Origin of the sequence: Citrobacter freundii ATCC 8090 = MTCC 1658 = NBRC 12681, assembly GCF_011064845.1 — a bacterium.
Lineage (GTDB): Bacteria > Pseudomonadota > Gammaproteobacteria > Enterobacterales > Enterobacteriaceae > Citrobacter > Citrobacter freundii.
Map to the genome: position 1 here is coordinate 3,140,306 of NZ_CP049015.1, position 20,562 is coordinate 3,160,867.

Consider the following 20,562-nt stretch of genomic DNA (forward strand, 5'->3'; position numbering starts at 1 on the left):
TTAATTGAGGTGGTTATGTTCAGGAAATTAGCAGCTGAATTCTTCGGTACGTTTTGGCTCGTTTTTGGTGGGTGCGGTAGTGCAGTGCTGGCAGCCGCATTCCCGGAATTGGGAATTGGATTTGCCGGTGTCGCGCTGGCATTCGGCCTGACCGTATTAACCATGGCATTCGCCGTGGGTCATATTTCAGGTGGGCATTTTAACCCGGCGGTAACCTTCGGTTTATGGGCTGGCGGTCGTTTCCCGGCAAAAGATGTTATTGGTTACGTTATTGCTCAGGTTGTAGGCGGTATTGTTGCAGCAGCGGCACTGTATCTTATTGCCAGCGGTAAAGCGGGTTTTGATGCAACGGCCAGTGGTTTTGCATCAAACGGCTTTGGTGAACATTCACCAGGCGGTTATTCCATGCTTTCTGCCGTCGTCATTGAAATTATTCTGACCGCAGGCTTCTTATTAGTGATCCACGGCGCGACCGATAAACATGCTCCGGCAGGTTTTGCACCTATCGCAATTGGTCTGGCGTTAACTTTGATCCACTTGATCAGTATTCCAGTCACCAACACCTCCGTAAACCCGGCACGTAGTACCGCAGTAGCCATTTTCCAGGGCGGCTGGGCATTGCAACAATTGTGGTTCTTCTGGGTTATGCCGATTATCGGTGGGGTACTCGGCGGCCTTATTTACCGCACTCTGCTGGAAAAACGCGATTAATCGCTAACAAAAAAGGCCTGGCGCAAGTCAGGTCTTTTTTATCCTCTCTATATTTCCTTTTATTTGCAACTTTACTCCCCTCTTTGCTTTGAGTAGTGTGTGCTAGCGCATTTCGTCTTACTTCTCAGCAAGGATCTGGTTTTCATGTTTTCAGGGCTGTTAATCATTCTGGTTCCCCTTATTGTGGGCTACCTTATTCCGCTCCGGCACAGGACTGCATTACAACTTATCAATCGCCTGTTGAGCTGGATCGTCTACCTTATTCTCTTTTTTATGGGTATTAGCCTGGCGTTTCTGGATAATCTCGCCAGCAACCTGTTAGCTATTCTTCATTATTCTGCGGTCAGCGTGACGGTCATTATACTGTGTAATATTGCGGCGCTGTTCTGGCTGGAGCGTTCGCTGCCCTGGAGACACAACCACAAGCAAGAAAAACTCCCCTCGCGAATTGCAATGGCGCTTGAGTCGCTCCAGCTTTGCGGCGTCGTCGTCATCGGTTTCCTGCTCGGCCTCACTGGGCTTCCCATTCTGCAGCATGCCACCGAAGCCAGCGAATATACGTTAATCTTTTTACTGTTCCTGGTGGGGATCCAACTGCGCAACAGCGGTATGACCTTAAAGCAAATTGTGCTGAACCGTCGGGGGATGATCGTAGCCATCGTCGTCGTCGCCAGTTCGATGCTGGCGGGGGTTATCAATGCATTGATCCTCGGTCTGCCGCTGAAAACCGCGCTGGCGATGGCATCAGGTTTTGGCTGGTATTCCCTGTCCGGTATTCTGTTGACCGAATCGTTCGGACCCGTAATTGGTAGTGCCGCCTTCTTTAACGACCTGGCCCGTGAACTGATCGCCATTATGTTGATTCCAGGAATGGTGGGCCGCAGCCGCTCTACCGCGCTGGGATTATGCGGCGCGACATCAATGGATTTCACCCTGCCCGTTTTACAACGCAGCGGCGGCCTGGAAATGGTCCCGGCAGCCATCGTCCACGGCTTTATTTTGAGTCTGTTAGTGCCTCTGCTGATGGCGTTTTTCTCCGCCTGACGCTCGGGCAAATACCTCTCTGGCGGTAGTCAGCTACCGCCAAAATTGCGCTAAATCAATCTCCCTGCAAGTAGTAGCAGAAATCCCTTTTATCCCTACGCGCACAGGCATAATCTTAAACATGTATATTAAATATAACTTTAAAAGGTGTGACCATGTTTTGTGTGCAATGTGAACAAACCATCCGTACTCCGGCAGGAAACGGCTGCTCTTACGCGCAGGGTATGTGCGGTAAAACGGCTGAAACCTCCGATTTGCAGGATCTGCTGATTGCTTCCCTACAAGGTCTGTCTGCATGGGCTGTTAAAGCACGTGAATACGGCATCATCGACCATGAGGTTGATAACTTTGCGCCGCGTGCGTTCTTCTCCACGCTGACTAACGTAAACTTCGATTCCCCGCGTATTGTTGGCTATGCCCGTGAAGCTATCGCCATGCGAGACGCCCTGAAAGCACAATGCCTGAACATCGACGCGAACGCAGCTGTCACCAACCCGATGGCCGATCTGCAACTGGTCAGCGACGATCTGGGCGACCTGCAACGTCAGGCCGCTGAATTCACCCCGAATAAAGACAAAGCGACCATCGGCGATAATATCCTCGGCCTGCGTCTGCTGTGTCTGTACGGCTTGAAAGGTGCGGCAGCTTACATGGAGCACGCCCACGTTCTTGGTCAGTACGACAACGATATCTATGCTCAGTACCACAAAATCATGGCGTGGCTGGGTACCTGGCCTTCCGATATGAACGCTCTGCTGGAGTGTTCAATGGAAATCGGCCAAATGAACTTCAAAGTGATGAGCATTCTGGACGCCGGTGAAACCACTAAATACGGTCACCCGACCCCGACTCAGGTCAACGTAAAAGCAACCGAAGGTAAGTGCATCCTGATCTCCGGTCACGACCTGAAAGATTTGTACAACCTGCTTGAGCAGACTGAAGGCACCGGTGTTAACGTTTATACCCACGGTGAAATGCTGCCAGCACACGGCTATCCGGAACTGCGTAAGTTCAAACACCTAATCGGTAACTACGGCAGCGGCTGGCAGAACCAGCAGGTTGAATTCGCCCGCTTCCCTGGCCCAATCGTGATGACTTCTAACTGCATCATCGACCCAACCGTTGGCGCCTACGACGACCGTATCTGGACCCGTAGCATCGTCGGCTGGCCGGGCGTGAGCCACCTTGAAGGTGACGATTTCGGTCCGGTTATCGCACAGGCGCAGCAGATGGCTGGCTTCCCGTACAGTGAAATTCCGCACCTGATCACCGTAGGTTTCGGTCGTCAGACCCTGCTGGGCGCTGCTGATACCCTGATCGACCTGGTGAGCCGCGAAAAACTGCGTCACATCTTCCTGGTTGGCGGTTGTGACGGCGCACGTGGTGAACGTAACTACTTCACCGACTTCGCCACCAGCGTACCAGACGACTGCCTGATTCTGACCCTTGCTTGCGGTAAATACCGTTTCAACAAACTGGAATTCGGCGATATCGAAGGTCTGCCGCGTCTGGTCGATGCCGGTCAGTGTAACGATGCCTACTCTGCCATTATCCTGGCGGTCACCCTGGCAGAGAAACTGGGCTGTGGCGTGAACGATCTGCCGCTGTCTCTGGTGCTCTCCTGGTTCGAACAGAAAGCGATTGTTATTCTGCTGACCCTGCTGTCTCTGGGCGTGAAAAACATCGTCACTGGCCCGACTGCGCCTGGTTTCTTCACACCGGATTTGCTGGCAGTTCTCAACGAGAAATTTGGTCTGCGTTCCGTGACCACCGTTGAAGAAGACATGAAGCAACTGCTGAGCGCGTAAGGAGTAAAGAATGACAATGCCAACTCATCAGTGCCCATGGCGGATGCAGGTTCACCACATCCATCAGGAAACGCCGGATGTATGGACAATTTCGTTGCTGTGCCACGATTATTATCCTTACCGCGCCGGGCAGTATGCACTGGTCAGCGTACGTAATTCAGCGGATACGCTGCGTGCTTACACCATTTCCTCAACACCGGGCGTTAGCGAGTACATTACGTTGACCATCCGCCGGATTGACGATGGCGCAGGTTCACAGTGGCTAACCCGCGACGTGAAGCGCGGCGACTATATCTGGCTGTCCGATGCCATGGGTGAGTTCACCTGTGAAGATAAAGCGGAAGACAAGTTCCTGATGCTGGCCGCAGGCTGTGGCGTTACGCCAATCATGTCAATGCGTCGCTGGTTGGCAAAGTACCGCCCGCAAGCGGATGTACAGGTAATCTTTAACGTTCGCTCGCCGCAAGATGTCATTTTTGCCGACGAGTGGCGTGAATATCCGGTGACATTAGTTGCTGAAAACAATGCCACCGAAGGTTTTGTTTCTGGCCGACTGACTACCGAACTGCTGAAAAGCGTACCGGATCTGACCTCGCGTACAGTGATGACCTGTGGCCCGGCACCGTATATGGATCTGGTCGAGAAAGAAGTCAAAGCACTGGGTGTGACGCGCTTCTTTAAAGAGCAGTTCTTCACACCTGTTGCCGAAGCCGCCACCAGTGGTCTGAAGTTTACTAAGCTACAGCCGGCGAAAGAGTTCTATGCGCCGGTGGGCAGTACGCTGCTGGAAGCGCTGGAAAGCAACAAGGTTCCGGTTGTCGCCGCATGCCGTGCAGGCGTTTGCGGCTGCTGCAAAACCAAAGTGGTTGACGGTAACTACACGGTCAGCAGCACCATGACGCTGACCGACGCAGAAATCGCTGAAGGTTATGTGCTGGCCTGTTCCTGCCATCCGCAGGGTGATTTAGTGCTGGCGTAATTGGCCGGTATCTGATGTGCAAAAGGCTGCCTGGCTGTACCGGGTGGCCTTTTTTATGCTCTCAGGCGCTGCAAAATTCTGATATTTTCACTCTCCCCGGCAAAATACCTCCTTCCCCCGTAAATTATCGACCACACTTACCCTTCGCAGATTAAGCATAATCCAGGACTACCACGTCGAACTTTCTACAAGGATCCCCATGAAAAAAGTGGCCATTGTCGGCGTCGGTCCCACCGGCATTTATACGTTTCATGCCCTGGTTGAGCGCGGTGAACCGCTGGAAATAGAGCTTTATGAGCAAGCTGAACAGGCGGGCGTTGGCATGCCTTATAACAGCGACAACAACGCAGACTTCATGCTGGCAAATATAGCCAGCATAGAGATCCCACCGATTTATATCAGTTATCTGACGTGGCTACAGAATCAAAGTGATGACTATCTGGCGCAGTTTCGGATTGAACGTAATTCTTTGCATGAACGGCAATTTTTGCCCCGCGTGATCCTCGGTGACTATTATCGCGATCGTTTATTCGCTATCGTCGAGAAAGCGCGAGGCTCAGGCTTCGCGATTAGCATAAACGAATCAAGCGAAGTCACCGACCTGTGCGCAAACCCGAATGGGGTCTCTCTGTGGATCAATCATGCTTCACAGCCTGTCGAGGTGGACTTCGCCGCTATTGCCACTGGTCATCTGTGGCCTGAAACGGATGTACAGACACGGAGGTTTTTTCCCAGCCCGTGGACAGGTCTAATGGACGTCCAGATTAGCGCTTGCCGGGTAGGAATTCTCGGCACCTCGCTCAGCGCGATTGACGCAGCGATGGCCGTGGCCTGCCAACACGGTGCCTTCACCACCGGGGCTGATAACGCACTCCAGTTTATCTGTAAATCCGACAGCCAAAGCCTGAAGCTGACCCTAATGTCGCGCAGCGGTGTGCTGCCTGAAGCGGATTTTTACTGCCCTCTGCCCTATGAATCGTTGAACATCGCAACGCCTGAAGCAATTGAAGACGTCATTGTCCATGGGCAAAAAGGATTACTGGACCGCATTTTCCGGATTATTGTACAACAACTGCAAGATGCAGCCCCGCAATGGAGCCAAGAGATAGCACTTGAGACGCTCAACGCCGATACATTCCCCGAGGCCTACTTTGCCGACAGGCTTGAGCACGATCCTTTTGAATGGGCGAAGCGCAACCTGATTGAAGTTGAACGCAACAAACAGGAACAGCGTACCGTCGCGTGGCGCTATACACTGCTGCGGCTACACGAGGTAATCGAAGAGATCGTCCCACATCTTGATCCGTCTGATGAAAAGCGCTTTAAGCGTGGACTGGCGCGCGTGTTTATCGACAATTATGCGGCAATCCCGTCTGAATCAGTCCGCCGACTGCTGGCGCTGCACGACGCCGGGCTGATTGAGATCCTCACACTTGGTGCGGATTATGAGCGTACGAATGAGCAGGAAATGACGGTAATTTACCACCACGGTCGACGCAGCGAATTCGATGTGTTTATTGACGCCCGAGGGCAACGGGCATTGCAGAGCAAAGATGTCCCTTTCCCAACGCTACGCGATCAACTGCTGGCCTGTGGCGATGAGATCCCGGATATCGGCGAAGATTACACGCTGCAAGCGCCGGAAAACGCCCGCAATCGCATCGCTTTTGGCGGGCTGCCGTGGTTGATGCACGATCGTCCGTTTATTCAGGGACTGGTTGTCAGTGCTGAAATAGGCGCCGCGATGGCAAGGGCATTGACGCAGCGAGCGCTGAGACGTCGGCACAAACTATGGAACAGTGATGACATATAGATTAGCGACAGATTGAACGACGAGGCGGGCAAACCGTTAGCGCACCCCCGCCTCGGTATTGACTCTCAAATGGTAACTATCGCCAGGCAGAATTTCCTGCAACGGAGTAACGCCCCGCCCCCAAAAACGCCACGGCCAGCGCGCCGATGAAGAAATACACCAGACTTTCAATCGCCCATGCACCGGTTTTATCCAGTGTCCAGGTTTCGCCCATCCCGACCATCAGCCATGCCACAACCATCGTAAACGCCAGCCCCAACGCCGCCGGACGCGTCAGGATGCCTAGAATAATCAGACACGGCGCTACAACCTCTCCCAGCAGAACGCCGTACGCAATAAAGCCCGGGAAACCTTTCGCTATCAACATGCCGCTGATGCCATCAATACCAGCAAACAGTTTATGCAGCCCATGAAACAGCATCAGCCCACCGACGGCAAGGCGTAACAAAAACTTGCCAAAATCTTCGTGAGTCAGTACCCGGTTAACTGAATTTAATAGTTTTATAACCATTTGAATTTATTCCTTGTTTCACCATGTCCAATAACAAACTACGCTTAATACAGGTTAAATGAAACCTGCCGGAAATAAGGGGGAAATGAGAAGCATAACGATTATCTTCATCTAAACTTGTAACCGGTATCACATTAGAGGAGAAGGAAAACCATGAAACAAACGGTTGCCGCTTTTATTGCTAAAACACTCGAACAGGCTGGCGTAAAACGCATTTGGGGTGTAACGGGTGACTCGCTAAATGGTCTGAGTGATAGTCTGAATCGTATGGGAACAATTGACTGGATGCCAACCCGTCATGAAGAGGTTGCGGCCTTCGCCGCGGGCGCTGAAGCGCAGTTGACGGGCGAGCTGGCCGTCTGCGCAGGCTCGTGTGGGCCTGGCAACCTGCACCTGATTAACGGCCTGTTTGATTGCCACCGCAACCACGTTCCGGTGCTGGCAATCGCCGCGCATATTCCATCCAGTGAAATAGGCAGCGGTTATTTTCAGGAGACCCACCCGCAAGAGTTGTTCCGTGAATGTAGCCACTATTGCGAGCTGGTCTCCAGCCCTGAGCAGATCCCCCAGGTGCTGGCTATAGCTATGCGTAAAGCGGTGCTCAACCGTGGCGTCTCCGTGGTGGTATTACCCGGCGACGTGGCGCTGAAGCCCGCCCCTGAAAGCGCCACCACGCACTGGTATCATGCGCCGCTCCCGGTAGTCACCCCGGAAGAGGAAGAGCTGAGAAAACTGGCGCAACTGCTGCGCTACTCCAGCAACATCGCCCTGATGTGCGGCAGCGGCTGCGCCGGTGCGCATAAAGAGCTGGTTGAGTTTGCGGCTAAAATTAAAGCCCCGATCGTGCACGCTCTGCGCGGGAAAGAGCATGTTGAGTACGATAACCCCTATGACGTGGGTATGACCGGGCTGATTGGCTTTTCATCCGGCTTCCATACCATGATGAATGCCGACACGCTGATCCTGCTCGGCACCCAGTTCCCCTATCGCCCGTTCTACCCCACCGACGCCAAAATTATTCAGATTGATATCAATCCGGCGAGTATTGGCGCGCACAGTAAAGTTGATATGGCGCTGGTAGGCGATATTAAATCCACGTTACGTGCCCTACTACCTCTGGTGGAAGAGAAAACCGAGCGGCAGTTCCTGGACAAAGCACTGGAGCACTACCGCGAGGCGCGCAAAGGGCTGGATGATTTAGCCAAACCCAGCGATAAAGCCATTCACCCGCAATATCTGGCGCAACAGATCAGCCACTTTGCCGCTGACGATGCCATCTTTACCTGCGACGTTGGCACGCCAACGGTGTGGGCAGCACGCTATCTGAAAATGAACGGCAAACGTCGCCTGCTCGGATCGTTTAACCACGGGTCGATGGCTAATGCCATGCCGCAGGCACTCGGCGCACAAGCGACCGAACCAGGACGTCAGGTTGTGGCAATGTGCGGTGACGGCGGCTTTAGCATGCTGATGGGCGATTTTCTGTCGGTGGTACAAATGAAGTTACCGGTGAAGATTATTGTCTTCAACAACAGCGTGCTGGGATTTGTGGCGATGGAGATGAAAGCTGGTGGTTATCTGACTGACGGCACCGAACTGCACGACACGAATTTCGCGCGGATTGCCGAGGCCTGTGGCATCACGGGCATTCGCGTGGAGAAATCTTCAGAGGTTGATGAGGCGCTGCAAAGGGCGATGTCAATTGACGGTCCGGTGCTGGTCGATGTGGTGGTGGCGAAAGAAGAGCTGGCGATCCCGCCGCAGATCAAGCTCGAACAAGCCAAAGGTTTTAGCCTGTATATGCTGCGCGCAATCATCAGCGGACGCGGTGATGAAGTGATCGAACTGGCGAAAACTAACTGGCTCAGGTAAAACAGAGGGCATTACCTCACTTAAAAAGGAATGCCCGTGATTGATTTACGCAGTGATACTGTCACCCGACCCAGTCGCGCCATGCTCGAAGAGATGATGGCCGCCCCGGTCGGGGACGACGTCTACGGTGATGATCCTACCGTTAATGCCCTCCAGCAATACGCGGCCGAGCTTTCTGGCAAAGAAGCCGCCATTTTCTTACCTACCGGCACTCAGGCGAACCTGGTTGCACTGCTCAGCCATTGTCAGCGCGGCGAAGAGTATATCGCCGGTCAGGGCGCGCATAACTATCTCTACGAAGCGGGTGGCGCAGCGGTGCTCGGCAGCATTCAACCGCAACCCATCGATGCCGCGCCGGATGGCTCCCTGCCGCTGGACAAAGTGGCAGCAAAAATCAAAGCAGACGATATCCATTTTGCCCGCACCCGTCTGCTCAGTCTGGAAAACACGCATAACGGAAAAGTGCTGCCGCGCGAGTATCTGAAAGAGGCCTGGGAATTCACCCGGGAGCGCAATCTTGCCCTGCACGTCGACGGCGCGCGTATTTTTAACGCCATCGTCGCCTATGGCTGTGAGCTTAAAGATGTCACGCAATACTGCGACTCGTTCACCATTTGTCTTTCCAAAGGTCTGGGAACGCCGGTAGGCTCGCTGCTGGTCGGCAGCCACGAGTACATCAAGCGTGCCATTCGCTGGCGCAAAATGACCGGCGGCGGCATGCGCCAGGCGGGTATTTTGGCGGCGGCCGGACTGTATGCGCTGAAAAATAACGTGGCGCGTTTGCAGGAAGACCATGACAACGCCGCCTGGATGGCGGAGCAACTGCGCGAAGCAGGGGCGGACGTCATGCGCCACGACACCAACATGCTGTTTGTGCGCGTTGGCGAAGAGCACGCGGCCGCGCTGGGTGAATATATGAAAGCGCAGGGTGTGCTGATTAACGCCTCCCCGATTGTGCGCCTGGTGATGCATCTTGACGTATCACGTGAACAACTTGCTGAAGTCGTCGCCCACTGGCGCACTTTTTTAACCCAATAAGGAGATGGGCGTGCCGCAACGGATTTTGGTTCTTGGCGCCAGTGGCTACATTGGTCAGCATTTGGTACAGGCGCTCAGTCAGCAAGGGCATCAGGTGTTGGCTGCGGCACGTCGCATTGAACGACTGGAAAAGCAGCAACTGGCCAACGTCAGTTGCCATAAGGTCGATTTGAATTGGCCAGATAACCTCACCCCGCTACTGGTGGGTGTTGATACGGTTTATTACCTGGTCCATGGCATGGGTGAAGGCGGTGATTTTATCGCCCACGAACGTCAGGTGGCGATGAACGTCCGCGATGCACTGCGTAATACAGCGGTCAAACAGCTTATTTTCCTGAGCTCATTACAGGCTCCCCGGCATGAACAATCCGATCATCTGCGTGCGCGACAGATAACCGCAGATACTCTGCGTGAATCAGGCGTGCCAATGACGGAATTGCGTGCGGGCATTATCGTGGGGGCAGGTTCCGCTGCCTTTGAAGTGATGCGCGACATGGTCTACAACCTGCCGGTACTCACCCCTCCGCGCTGGGTGCGCTCACGTACCACACCCATCGCGCTGGAGAATTTGATGTACTACCTGGTGGCGTTGTTGGATCATCCCACGCAACATCACCGCGTACTCGAAGCAGCCGGCCCGCAGGTGTTGAGCTATCAGGAACAGTTCGAGCATTTTATGGCGGTCAGCGGTAAACATCGCCTGCTCATCCCCATCCCCTTCCCTACCCGCTGGATTTCGGTCTGGTTTTTAAACGTCATTACGTCAGTGCCGCCAACCACGGCCAAGGCGCTGATCCAGGGCTTAAAACACGACCTGCTGGCCGATGACACCGAACTACGTGCGCTGATCCCGCAAAAGCTGATTGCCTTTGATGACGCGGTGCGCAGTACGTTGAAGGAAGAAGAAAAGCTGGTCAACTCCAGCGACTGGGGTTACGACGCACAGGCGTTTGCCCGCTGGCGTCCAGAATATGGCTATTTCGCCAAACAAGCTGGCTTTAGCGTTGAAACCGCCGCCAGCAAAAAAGCACTGTGGCAGGTAGTGAATCGACTCGGCGGCAAAGAAGGCTATTTCTTTGGCAATATTCTATGGAAGACGCGCGCGGCGTTGGACCTGCTGGTCGGCCATAAGCTGGCAAAAGGTCGTCCCGAACACCCACTATTGCAAGTTGGCGACACCGTTGATAGCTGGAAAGTCATCATCGTTGAGCCGGAGAAACAGCTGACGCTGCTGTTTGGGATGAAAGCGCCGGGATTGGGTCGCCTGAGTTTCACACTGGAAGATAAAGGCGATCATCGACGCATTGATGTACGCGCCTGGTGGCATCCACACGGTATGCCTGGCCTCTTCTACTGGCTGTTGATGATCCCCGCCCACCTGTTCATTTTCAGGGGGATGGCGAAGCGTATAGCCAAACTTGCAGAACAAATCACAGACTAATGATAAAAAGAGCCTGTATTCTTTCATGTTTCCCATTGCATACAGGCGTATTTCACGGAAGAATGCGCACGACGTTTTTTAAACACAGTGGATTGATATGAAGGTACTGGTTACCGGAGCCACCAGCGGCTTGGGCCGAAACGCGGTTGAGTTTTTATGCAGCAAAGGCGTCAGCGTCAGAGCCACCGGTCGCAACGAAGCGATGGGCAAGCTGCTGGAGAAAATGGGCGCAGAATTTGTGCATGCGGATTTGACCGAGCTGGTTTCTTCGCAAGCAAAAGTGATGCTTGCCGGCATCGACACGCTGTGGCACTGCTCCAGTTTTACCTCACCGTGGGGAACTCAGGAAGCCTTCGATCTGGCCAACGTTCGCGCAACTCGCCGTCTGGGCGAGTGGGCCGTAGCCTGGGGCGTTCGCAACTTCATTCATATCTCCTCGCCGTCGCTCTATTTTGATTATCACCACCATCGCGATATCAAAGAGGACTTTCGCCCGCACCGCTTCGCCAATGAATTTGCCCGCAGCAAAGCAGCTGGCGAAGACGTGATCGCGTTGCTGGCGCAGGCCAACCCGCAGACGCGTTTTACGGTATTGCGTCCGCAAAGCCTGTTCGGACCACACGATAAGGTCTTTATCCCGCGCCTGGCCCATATGATGTACCACTATGGCAGCATCCTGTTGCCGCACGGCGGAAGTGCGCTGGTAGATATGACCTACTACGAAAATGCAGTGCACGCGATGTGGCTGGCAAGTCAGCAAGCCTGCGATAAGCTGCCGTCAGGTCGCGCGTACAACATTACCAACGGCGAGCATCGCACTCTGCGCAGCATTGTGCAGAAACTCATCGACGAGCTGAATATTGATTGTCGGATCCGCTCCGTTCCCTACCCGATGCTGGACATGATTGCCCGCAGCATGGAGCGCTTAGGCAATAAATCGGCAAAAGAGCCAAAGCTGACGCATTACGGCGTCTCGAAGCTAAATTTTGATTTTACGCTGGATACTACCCGCGCTCAGGAAGAGTTGGGTTATCAGCCCATTGTGACGCTGGATGCAGGGATTGAACGTACCGCGGCCTGGCTGCGCGACCACGGTAAGCTGCCGCGTTAACCATTGCCGGATGGCGGCGCAAGCGCCTTATCCGGCCTACAAAATCCAGCCTAAATTAGCCGTAGGCCTGATAAGCGAAGCACCATCAGGCATTGGTGTTCTGCGTTAACCCTGCCCGTATTTTTCCAGTAACGCTTCGGCAATCGCCTGAGTTTCCGCATCCGCCACGCCGTTCCACAGCGTCGGGCGGAAGTGCATCTGGAAGGCCATAATCACCCGCTGCTGTTCGCGCGGCGTCATATCAGATTTTATCTCATAGCCGTAACGCGACAGCAGATCGAGTAAAGATTCGGTTGCTACCGGCGTATGAGGTGCTCGCCCGGCAAGATAAAACGCTACGCGCTGAGTGTCCGGCCACGCGCCAATTCCCTGTTCGGCCAGCACTTTCCATGGGAAAAGCGGTCCAGGATCGTCCTTACGTTGCGGCGCGATGTCCGCATGGGCTACCACGTTCTGCGGTTTTATGTCGTAGCGGGCGATAATATCTTTCGCCAATGGGATCAGCGCCTGAATCTGCGCGGGTTCAAACGGCGCAAAATATTTTATCCCTGCCGATTTTTGCCAGCCGCGGTTTTCCAGCTCAATGCCAATTGAGGTATCGTTAATACGCGTAGCGCCACGCCAGAAGCTAATCCCCGCATGCCAGGCCAGATCTTTTTCCGGCACCAGTTGCCAGATACGCGGTTTGCCGTGGTAGAGCGGCGGCACAGCCGGGATCAAATAGTGCGAGCTGACGTTTTTATCGGTCAGCGTAGCCAGAGAAGAGTCAAAATCATCGGCCGTGTAATGGATAACCAGCACTTTAATGCGTGGATAAGCAGCCTGTGCCTGACGGCGGGTATCTAACTGATACCCGTCTTTGTCGACAATCCCTTTTTCGCCAGCACATCCCACCAGCAACAGCGTAAATGCCAGCAGACACAACAGACGCTTCATCGGCGAGTTTTCACCGCGGTACCGCTGACGCTCACCATTAGCATACTGCCGTCTTTGCCCACGGTTTCGTAATCAATATCAATACCGACCACCGCATCAGCACCCAGCGCTTTGGCCTGTTCGCCCAACTCCTGGAAAGCAATTTCACGCGCTTTACGCAGCTCTTTTTCATACGCGCCGGAGCGACCGCCGACAATATCGCGAATGCCGGCGAAAAAATCGCGGAAGATATTCGCGCCTAAAATGGCTTCGCCAGTCACAACACCGCAGTATTCCACGATGCTCTGCCCTTCCAGCGTAGGGGTAGTCGAAAACTGCATGGTTAATCTCCTTTTTGCGCTAAGAGCACGATCTCAAAAGCATTATCGAACCGATCCACTATCATTGAAAGGATATATTCTATCAACGTAGAACACTAATAGTAGAAAGCTAATAAGGAAATCATTATGCGCTACTCGAAACTCTCTCTGCTGGTTCCCTGTGCACTCCTTCTCAGCGCCTGTACGACCGTGACGCCGGTCTATAAAGATAACGGCACGCGTAGCGGTTCATGCGTAGAAGGCGGGCCAGACAGCGTGGCTCAACAATTCTATGATTACCGTATTCAGCATCGAAACAATGATCTTACCCCACTTCGTCCATACCTTAGCGACAACCTGGCTAAACTGCTGACCGACGCCAGCCGCGATAATGCATACCGCGACCTGTTTAACAGCGATCCGTTCTCCAGTCGGGCTACGTTACCGGACAGTGCCAGCGTCGCCAGCGCATCGACTATTCCGAATAGTGATGCACGCAACATTCCGCTACGCGTAGAGCTGAAACAGGGTGACCAGAGCTGGCGTGATGAAGTGCTGATGATCCGCGAAGGCCAGTGCTGGGTCGTTGATGATGTCCGCTATCTGGGCGGCAGCGTACACGCGCCAGCCGGGACGTTGCGCCAGTCTGTCGAAAACCGTTAATCGCGCCATTTACTCGCCCAAATCATAACCCCCATTAATTGTCTGGCATTCTGCATAGAATGCCGACAATTATTCTTGCCCACTGGTGGCCCCGCTATTTTGTGCTATGTTTAGAGAAGAATGCGGTTTGCATTTAACTTTTAACGCATAAATATTGCATAACTATTCTGTCAAAGGTAGTATCTGCGGCTTCAATAGCTATCAGACTGCCAGTATCGAGTGTCAATGAGTATTCAATTAAACGGCATTAACTGCTTCTACGGCGCACATCAGGCGCTGTTCGATATCACGCTGGATTGCCCTCAGGGTGAAACACTGGTGTTACTTGGCCCAAGTGGAGCCGGGAAAAGCTCGCTACTGCGCGTACTCAACCTGCTTGAGATGCCGCGCTCGGGCACGCTCTCTATTGCGGGTAACCGTTTCGACTTCACGAAAACCCCGTCAGATAAAGCCATTCGGGATCTGCGTCAAAACGTGGGCATGGTCTTCCAGCAATATAATCTTTGGCCGCATCTCACGGTGGTGCAGAACCTGATTGAAGCGCCCTGCCGCGTACTAGGTCTGACAAAAGAGCAAGCGATGGCGCGTGCCGAGAAACTGCTGGAACGACTGCGTCTGAAGCCGTACAGCGATCGCTATCCACTGCATCTGTCCGGCGGCCAGCAGCAGCGTGTGGCCATTGCCCGCGCGTTGATGATGGAACCACAGGTGCTGCTGTTTGATGAGCCTACCGCAGCGCTTGACCCGGAAATCACCGCCCAAATCGTCAGCATCATTCGTGAGCTGGCGGAAACCAATATTACTCAGGTGATCGTCACCCACGAAGTGGAAGTTGCTCGTAAAACGGCCAGTCGCGTGGTGTACATGGAAAACGGTCATATCGTCGAGTTTGGGGATGCGAGCTGCTTTGCCAACCCGCAAACCGAAGCGTTTAAAAACTATCTTTCTCACTAAGATTCGGGACAATACAATGAAAAAAGTTCTGATTGCCGCGCTAATCGCAGGTTTTAGCCTTTCCGCTACCGCAGCCCAAACCATTCGTTTCGCCACCGAAGCGTCTTATCCTCCGTTTGAATCGATCGATGCTAACAACAAGATCGTAGGGTTTGACGTTGATCTGGCGAATGCGCTGTGTAAAGAGATTGACGCTACCTGTACCTTCACCAATCAGGCCTTCGACAGCCTGATCCCGAGCCTGAAATTCCGTCGTTTTGACGCGGTGATGGCCGGTATGGACATCACGCCTGAGCGTGAAAAACAGGTTCTGTTCACCACCCCTTACTACGACAACTCTGCGCTGTTTGTTGGCCAACAGGGTAAATACACCAGCATTGATCAGCTGAAAGGCAAAAAAGTCGGCGTTCAAAACGGAACGACGCACCAGAAATTCATCATGGATAAACATCCGGAAGTGACTACCGTGCCGTATGACAGCTATCAGAATGCCAAACTCGATCTGCAAAACGGTCGTATTGACGGCGTCTTTGGTGATACCGCAGTAGTGACAGAGTGGCTGAAAGACAATCCAAAACTGGCCGCGGTTGGCGACAAAGTCACGGATAAAGATTACTTCGGTACTGGTCTGGGCATCGCTGTGCGCCAGGGCAATACCGAGCTGCAGCAGAAATTTAACGCTGCGCTGGAAAAAGTGAAGAAAGATGGGACTTACGAGACCATCTACAACAAATGGTTCCAGAAGTAATATTTGATGAATGAATTTTTTCCTTTAGCAAGCGCCGCCGGGATGACCGTCGGCCTTGCCGTTTGTGCGCTGATCATTGGCCTTGCGCTCGCCATGTTTTTTGCCGTCTGGGAGTCAGTAAAATGGCGCCCGGTGGCATGGGCGGGCTCGGCCCTGGTCACCATCCTGCGCGGTCTGCCAGAAATTCTGGTGGTTCTGTTTATCTATTTCGGCTCCTCACAACTGCTGCTGACGCTGGCCGATGGCTTTACGATCAATCTCGGGTTTGTACAAATCCCGGTTCAGATGCAGATCGAAAACTTCGACGTCAGCCCGTTCCTGTGCGGTGTCATTGCACTGTCATTGCTGTATGCCGCTTACGCGTCGCAAACGCTGCGTGGCGCGCTGAAGGCCGTGCCACTCGGGCAATGGGAGTCAGGTCAGGCGTTAGGTTTGTCTAAAGCCGCGATCTTCTTTCGTCTGGTGATGCCGCAGATGTGGCGTCATGCCTTACCGGGACTGGGTAACCAGTGGCTGGTATTGCTGAAAGATACCGCGCTGGTCAGCCTTATCAGCGTGAACGATCTGATGTTGCAAACCAAGAGCATCGCTACCCGTACCCAGGAGCCGTTTACCTGGTACATTGTGGCGGCCGCTATTTACCTGGTGATTACGCTGGTGAGTCAGTATATTCTCAAACGCATTGACCTGCGCGCGACACGTTTTGAGCGGAGACCAGGCTGATGCTTGAGTATTTACCTGAATTGTTGAAAGGGCTGCATACAAGCCTGACGCTGACGGTCGCCTCCATCGTGGTTGCTCTGGTACTGGCGCTGATCTTCACCGTCATCCTGACGCTGAAAACGCCGGTACTGGTGTGGCTGGTTCGCGCTTATATCACGCTGTTCACCGGTACACCGCTGCTGGTGCAAATCTTCCTGATCTACTACGGACCAGGACAGTTTCCGGCATTGCAAGAATATCCGGTACTGTGGCATCTGCTCTCTGAACCCTGGTTATGCGCCTTAATTGCGCTGTCGTTAAACAGTGCGGCCTACACTACGCAACTGTTCTACGGCGCTATCCGTGCAATCCCGGAAGGCCAGTGGCAGTCCTGCGGTGCATTGGGGATGAGCAAAAAGGATACGCTGGCGATTCTGTTGCCGTACGCCTTTAAACGCGCCCTCTCCTCATATTCCAACGAAGTGGTGCTGGTATTTAAAAGTACCTCACTGGCTTACACCATCACCCTGATGGAAGTCATGGGTTATAGCCAGCTGCTGTACGGCCGTACTTATGACGTTATGGTATTCGGTGCTGCGGGTGTGATTTACCTGATCGTCAACGGCTTGCTGACGCTGATGATGCGCTTAATAGAGCGTAAAGCGCTGGCGTTTGAACATCGGAATTAAGCATATGCCTGATGGCGCTACGCTTATCAGGCCTACGGTTCATGCACCTTTTGTAGGCCGGATAAGGTGCTAGCACCGCCATCCGGCAAATATGCATAAAGCAAAATAATAAAGACGGACAACAACCTAAATTGTCCGTCTTTTTTTATGCCATTAAAAATATTTAATCATTTTTATTGCATACAAATTCATTAAATGGCATTGTTAATCCACGCCGCAGACACGGTAAATAATCATAAGATTGACAGATGGGAGTTCCACCATGAAAAAGTTAGTACTGGCCGCATTACTTGCTACTTTCGCCGCTGGCGCCTCAGCTGCTGATAAAATTAGTTTCGGTGTATCAGCCACGTATCCGCCATTTGAATCACTGGACGCCAGCAATAAAATTGTCGGTTTTGACATCGACCTAGCAACGGCGCTGTGCAAACAAATGCAGGCAGAATGTACTTTCACCAATCACGCTTTCGATAGCCTGATCCCCGCGCTGAAATTCAAGAAATATGATGCGGTTATTTCCGGAATGGATATCACACCTGAGCGTAGCAAGCAGGTTGCATTTACTCAGCCTTACTATGCCAACTCCGCGCTGGTGATTGCGAAAAAAGACACCTATAAAACCTTTGCCGACCTGAAAGGTAAGCGCATCGGTATGGAAAACGGCACCACCCATCAGAAATACCTGCAGGATAAACATCCTGAGGTGAAAACCGTGGCCTACGATAGCTATCAGAATGCGATTATCGACCTGAAAAATGGCCGTATTGATGGCGTATTTGGCGATACTGCTGTGGTTAACGAGTGGCTGAAAACCAACCCGCAGTTAGGCGTAGCCACTGACAAAGTAACCGACCCGCAATACTTCGGTACTGGCCTTGGCATCGCGGTTCGCCCGGATAACAAAGCCCTGCTGGAAAAACTGAACAGCGCGCTGGCGGCAATCAAAGCTGACGGCACGTACAAGAAAATCAGCGATCAGTGGTTCCCGCAGTAACGTCTGCCCAATCTGAAAAGCCGCGCTCTGCGGCTTTTTTTATCTCTTCGCCTGCGCTTTCAGTCAGTTCTTACGCCATAAACACTTTCCTGGCATACACTTGTTAAAACGAAAAAAAAGTGAGGCAAACGGATGATAGCGTTCCCTGCCAGTTTACTGATCCTCAATGGAAAAAGTGCTGATAATCTCCCCCTGCGTGATGCCATTGCGAAGCTTCGCGATGAAGGCGTGGAAATCCATGTTCGCGTGACCTGGGAAAAAGGCGATGCCCAACGCTACGTTAATGAAGCTCGTCAGCTAGGCGTTGAAACGGTGATTGCCGGCGGCGGCGACGGCACCATCAACGAAGTTTCGACGGCGCTGATCCAGTCGCAGGGCGGCAATATTCCGGCGCTGGGTATTTTACCGTTGGGAACGGCAAATGATTTTGCCACCAGCGTGGGGATACCCGACGACCTTGATAAGGCGTTAAAGCTGGCTATCGCCGCAAATGCGACAGCGATCGATATGGTGCAGGTCAATGATAAAACCTGTTTTATCAACATGGCGACCGGCGGCTTCGGCACACGTATCACTACCGAAACGCCGGAAAAACTCAAAGCTGCGTTGGGTGGCGTATCATACTTTATCCACGGATTAATGCGCATGGATACGCTCAAACCCGACGTCTGCGATATTCGCGGGGAAGATTTTCACTGGCAAGGTAAGGCGCTGGTGATTGGTATCGGTAATGGTCGTCAGGCTGGAGGCGGGCAACAGCTTTGCCCAACGGCGCTGATCAACGATGGTCTGTTGCAACTGCGCATTTTTACCGGCGAAGAACTGTTGCCAGGGCTGCTTTCGGCGTTAACGCAATCCGAAGACAACCCTAACATCATCGAGGGCGCATCATCGTGGTTTGATATCCGCGCCCCACACGAAATTACCTTTAATCTTGACGGCGAACCGCTCAGCGGACAGGAGTTTCATATTGAAATCCTGCCTGAGGCGTTACGTTGCAGACTGCCGCCGGGTTGTCCACTGTTGCGCTAACACAACGACACCCCGGCTGTAATCAGGCGATGGTAACTTTGCTGTCCAGATAAACATCCTGCACGGCGTTAATCAGCTTAACGCCGTCGGCCATGGTTTTCTTGAATGCTTTGCGTCCAAGAATCAGCCCCATGCCGCCTGCTCGTTTGTTAATCACCGCCGTACGTACCGCATCACTGAGATCGGTTTCGCCGCCAGCCGCGCCGCCGGAGTTAATTAACCCGGCGCGCCCCATATAACAGTTCGCCAGTTGATAACGTACCAGGTCAATTGGATTCTCGCTGGTCAACTTGGTGTAGACGCGATCGTCGGTGTAGCCAAAATTAACCGCTTTATACCCACCGTTATTTTCCGCCATTTTCTGCTTAACGATATCCGCTCCGATAGTGGCAGCCAGATGGTTAGCCTGTCCGGTAAGATCGGCAGAAACATGGTAATCCACGCCATCTTTTTTAAACGCGGAGTTACGCAGATACGCCCACAACACGGTAACCATACCCAGCTCATGGGCGCGCTCAAACGCGGCCGAAATCTCCTCAATCTGGCGGCGAGATTCCTCAGAACCGAAATAGATGGTTGCCCCTACCGCAACCGCGCCCATATTGAACGCCTGCTCTACGCTGGCATACAGCGTCTGGTCGAACGTATTCGGATAACTCAGCGTTTCGTTGTGGTTAATTTTAACGAGGAACGGAATGCGGTGCGCGTAGCGACGGGAGACAGAAGCCAGCACGCCATAGGTCGATGCCACGCAGTTACACCCTGCTTCGATAGCCAGCTCCACAATATTCTTCGGATCAAAGTACAGCGGGTTAGCCGCAAACGATGCGCCAGCGGAGTGCTCTACCCCCTGGTCCACCGGTAGAATCGACAGATACCCTGTCCCGGCCAGTCGACCCGTGTTATACAGCGTCTGCATATTACGCAGCACGGCAGGCGGCCGGTTGTTATCCACCATCACACGGTCGACGTAATCATGTCCAGGCAGGTAAAGTTGATCAGAAGGAATGGTCATACAACGATGCTGTAAAAGGTTGTCGGCGTCTTTGCCAAGCAACTGCGCAATATCAGTCATAGCTATGCTCCCGTAATTTCCGATTTGAAACCGGAATGTGGATTGTCCTGACCCGCCTTTTTGCGGGCAGCATTAAGCCTGGTACCGACTGCGCTTTTTTTCCATCTTTAGCGCACTTTTCAGCAACTTCTGCTGGCTCGAT

The 20,562-nt window shown here is 53.1% G+C and carries 20 protein-coding genes; 16 read left to right on the forward strand and 4 right to left on the reverse strand.

Annotation, left to right across the window (positions count from 1 at the left end; genetic code table 11):
* Positions 1 to 15 precede the first annotated feature (15 nt).
* From aqpZ to G4551_RS15320, 5 genes are all read left to right on the forward strand, one after another.
* Entirely contained in the window at positions 16 to 711 is a 696-nt protein-coding gene (gene aqpZ / locus G4551_RS15300) for an aquaporin Z (RefSeq protein WP_003840208.1), read from the forward strand.
* Between the two features lie 144 nt (positions 712 to 855).
* A complete protein-coding gene (locus G4551_RS15305) occupies positions 856 to 1,755 on the forward strand; it encodes a LysO family transporter (RefSeq protein ID WP_003840206.1) in 900 nt (299 codons plus the stop codon).
* Between the two features lie 155 nt (positions 1,756 to 1,910).
* Positions 1,911 to 3,563: a hydroxylamine reductase gene (hcp, locus tag G4551_RS15310; RefSeq protein ID WP_003840204.1), complete on the forward strand. Its 1,653-nt coding sequence runs from the start codon at positions 1,911 to 1,913 to the stop codon at positions 3,561 to 3,563.
* Positions 3,564 to 3,573: 10 nt separating this feature from the next.
* The gene (gene hcr, locus G4551_RS15315; protein WP_003027256.1) at positions 3,574 to 4,542 is read left to right on the forward strand and encodes an NADH oxidoreductase; all 969 of its coding nucleotides are present in this window, start codon (positions 3,574 to 3,576) and stop codon (positions 4,540 to 4,542) included.
* A gap of 199 nt (positions 4,543 to 4,741) precedes the next feature.
* Positions 4,742 to 6,355: an FAD-NAD(P)-binding protein gene (locus G4551_RS15320; protein ID WP_003840200.1), complete on the forward strand. Its 1,614-nt coding sequence runs from the start codon at positions 4,742 to 4,744 to the stop codon at positions 6,353 to 6,355.
* A 76-nt stretch (positions 6,356 to 6,431) separates the two neighbouring features.
* On the opposite strand, the gene G4551_RS15325 is transcribed toward G4551_RS15320, so the two are convergent.
* Entirely contained in the window at positions 6,432 to 6,866 is a 435-nt protein-coding gene (locus G4551_RS15325) for a DoxX family protein (RefSeq protein ID WP_003840198.1), read from the reverse strand.
* Positions 6,867 to 7,019: 153 nt separating this feature from the next.
* Here G4551_RS15325 and poxB point away from each other — a divergent pair, with 153 nt between their 5' ends.
* The 4 genes from poxB to G4551_RS15345 all read left to right on the forward strand — a co-directional run bounded on the left by poxB (position 7,020) and on the right by G4551_RS15345 (position 12,328).
* A complete protein-coding gene (poxB, locus tag G4551_RS15330; RefSeq protein WP_003027264.1) occupies positions 7,020 to 8,738 on the forward strand; it encodes a ubiquinone-dependent pyruvate dehydrogenase in 1,719 nt (572 codons plus the stop codon).
* A gap of 36 nt (positions 8,739 to 8,774) precedes the next feature.
* Positions 8,775 to 9,776, forward strand: coding sequence for a low-specificity L-threonine aldolase (gene ltaE, locus G4551_RS15335; protein ID WP_003840196.1), 1,002 nt, complete (start codon positions 8,775 to 8,777; stop codon positions 9,774 to 9,776).
* A gap of 10 nt (positions 9,777 to 9,786) precedes the next feature.
* Complete coding sequence (locus tag G4551_RS15340; protein ID WP_003840194.1) at positions 9,787 to 11,217, forward strand: SDR family oxidoreductase; 1,431 nt, start codon at positions 9,787 to 9,789, stop codon at positions 11,215 to 11,217.
* A 97-nt stretch (positions 11,218 to 11,314) separates the two neighbouring features.
* Complete coding sequence (locus G4551_RS15345; RefSeq protein ID WP_003840192.1) at positions 11,315 to 12,328, forward strand: NAD-dependent epimerase/dehydratase family protein; 1,014 nt, start codon at positions 11,315 to 11,317, stop codon at positions 12,326 to 12,328.
* 105 nt (positions 12,329 to 12,433) lie between these two features.
* Here the strand turns inward: G4551_RS15345 and G4551_RS15350 are convergent, their stop codons facing one another.
* Both G4551_RS15350 and G4551_RS15355 read right to left on the reverse strand, forming a co-directional pair.
* Complete coding sequence (locus tag G4551_RS15350) at positions 12,434 to 13,264, reverse strand: N-acetylmuramoyl-L-alanine amidase (RefSeq protein WP_003027275.1); 831 nt, start codon at positions 13,262 to 13,264, stop codon at positions 12,434 to 12,436.
* Positions 13,261 to 13,584 (reverse strand): heavy metal-binding domain-containing protein, encoded by a 324-nt coding sequence (locus G4551_RS15355; protein WP_001160725.1) that lies wholly within the window; start codon positions 13,582 to 13,584, stop codon positions 13,261 to 13,263. The genes G4551_RS15350 and G4551_RS15355 overlap by 4 nt, the downstream gene beginning before the upstream one ends.
* Before the next feature lie 126 nt (positions 13,585 to 13,710).
* Between G4551_RS15355 and G4551_RS15360 the strand changes: the two genes are divergently transcribed.
* From G4551_RS15360 to yegS, 7 genes are all read left to right on the forward strand, one after another.
* Positions 13,711 to 14,226 (forward strand): lipoprotein, encoded by a 516-nt coding sequence (locus G4551_RS15360; protein WP_003840189.1) that lies wholly within the window; start codon positions 13,711 to 13,713, stop codon positions 14,224 to 14,226.
* A 225-nt stretch (positions 14,227 to 14,451) separates the two neighbouring features.
* Complete coding sequence (gene artP, locus G4551_RS15365; RefSeq protein ID WP_003027295.1) at positions 14,452 to 15,180, forward strand: arginine ABC transporter ATP-binding protein ArtP; 729 nt, start codon at positions 14,452 to 14,454, stop codon at positions 15,178 to 15,180.
* A gap of 16 nt (positions 15,181 to 15,196) precedes the next feature.
* Positions 15,197 to 15,928, forward strand: coding sequence for an arginine ABC transporter substrate-binding protein ArtI (gene artI / locus G4551_RS15370; RefSeq protein ID WP_003027298.1), 732 nt, complete (start codon positions 15,197 to 15,199; stop codon positions 15,926 to 15,928).
* Between the two features lie 6 nt (positions 15,929 to 15,934).
* Entirely contained in the window at positions 15,935 to 16,651 is a 717-nt protein-coding gene (artQ, locus tag G4551_RS15375) for an arginine ABC transporter permease ArtQ (protein ID WP_003027301.1), read from the forward strand.
* Positions 16,651 to 17,319: an arginine ABC transporter permease ArtM gene (artM, locus tag G4551_RS15380; protein WP_003840185.1), complete on the forward strand. Its 669-nt coding sequence runs from the start codon at positions 16,651 to 16,653 to the stop codon at positions 17,317 to 17,319. The genes artQ and artM overlap by 1 nt, the downstream gene beginning before the upstream one ends.
* Positions 17,320 to 17,581: 262 nt before the next feature.
* The gene (gene artJ / locus G4551_RS15385) at positions 17,582 to 18,313 is read left to right on the forward strand and encodes an arginine ABC transporter substrate-binding protein ArtJ (RefSeq protein ID WP_003834417.1); all 732 of its coding nucleotides are present in this window, start codon (positions 17,582 to 17,584) and stop codon (positions 18,311 to 18,313) included.
* 132 nt (positions 18,314 to 18,445) lie between these two features.
* On the forward strand, positions 18,446 to 19,345 hold the full coding sequence (gene yegS, locus G4551_RS15390) for a lipid kinase YegS (RefSeq protein ID WP_003840183.1): 900 nt from the start codon (positions 18,446 to 18,448) through the stop codon (positions 19,343 to 19,345).
* A gap of 22 nt (positions 19,346 to 19,367) precedes the next feature.
* Here the strand turns inward: yegS and fbaB are convergent, their stop codons facing one another.
* The gene (gene fbaB / locus G4551_RS15395) at positions 19,368 to 20,420 is read right to left on the reverse strand and encodes a class I fructose-bisphosphate aldolase (RefSeq protein ID WP_003027312.1); all 1,053 of its coding nucleotides are present in this window, start codon (positions 20,418 to 20,420) and stop codon (positions 19,368 to 19,370) included.
* Between the last annotated feature and the right edge of the window lie 142 nt (positions 20,421 to 20,562).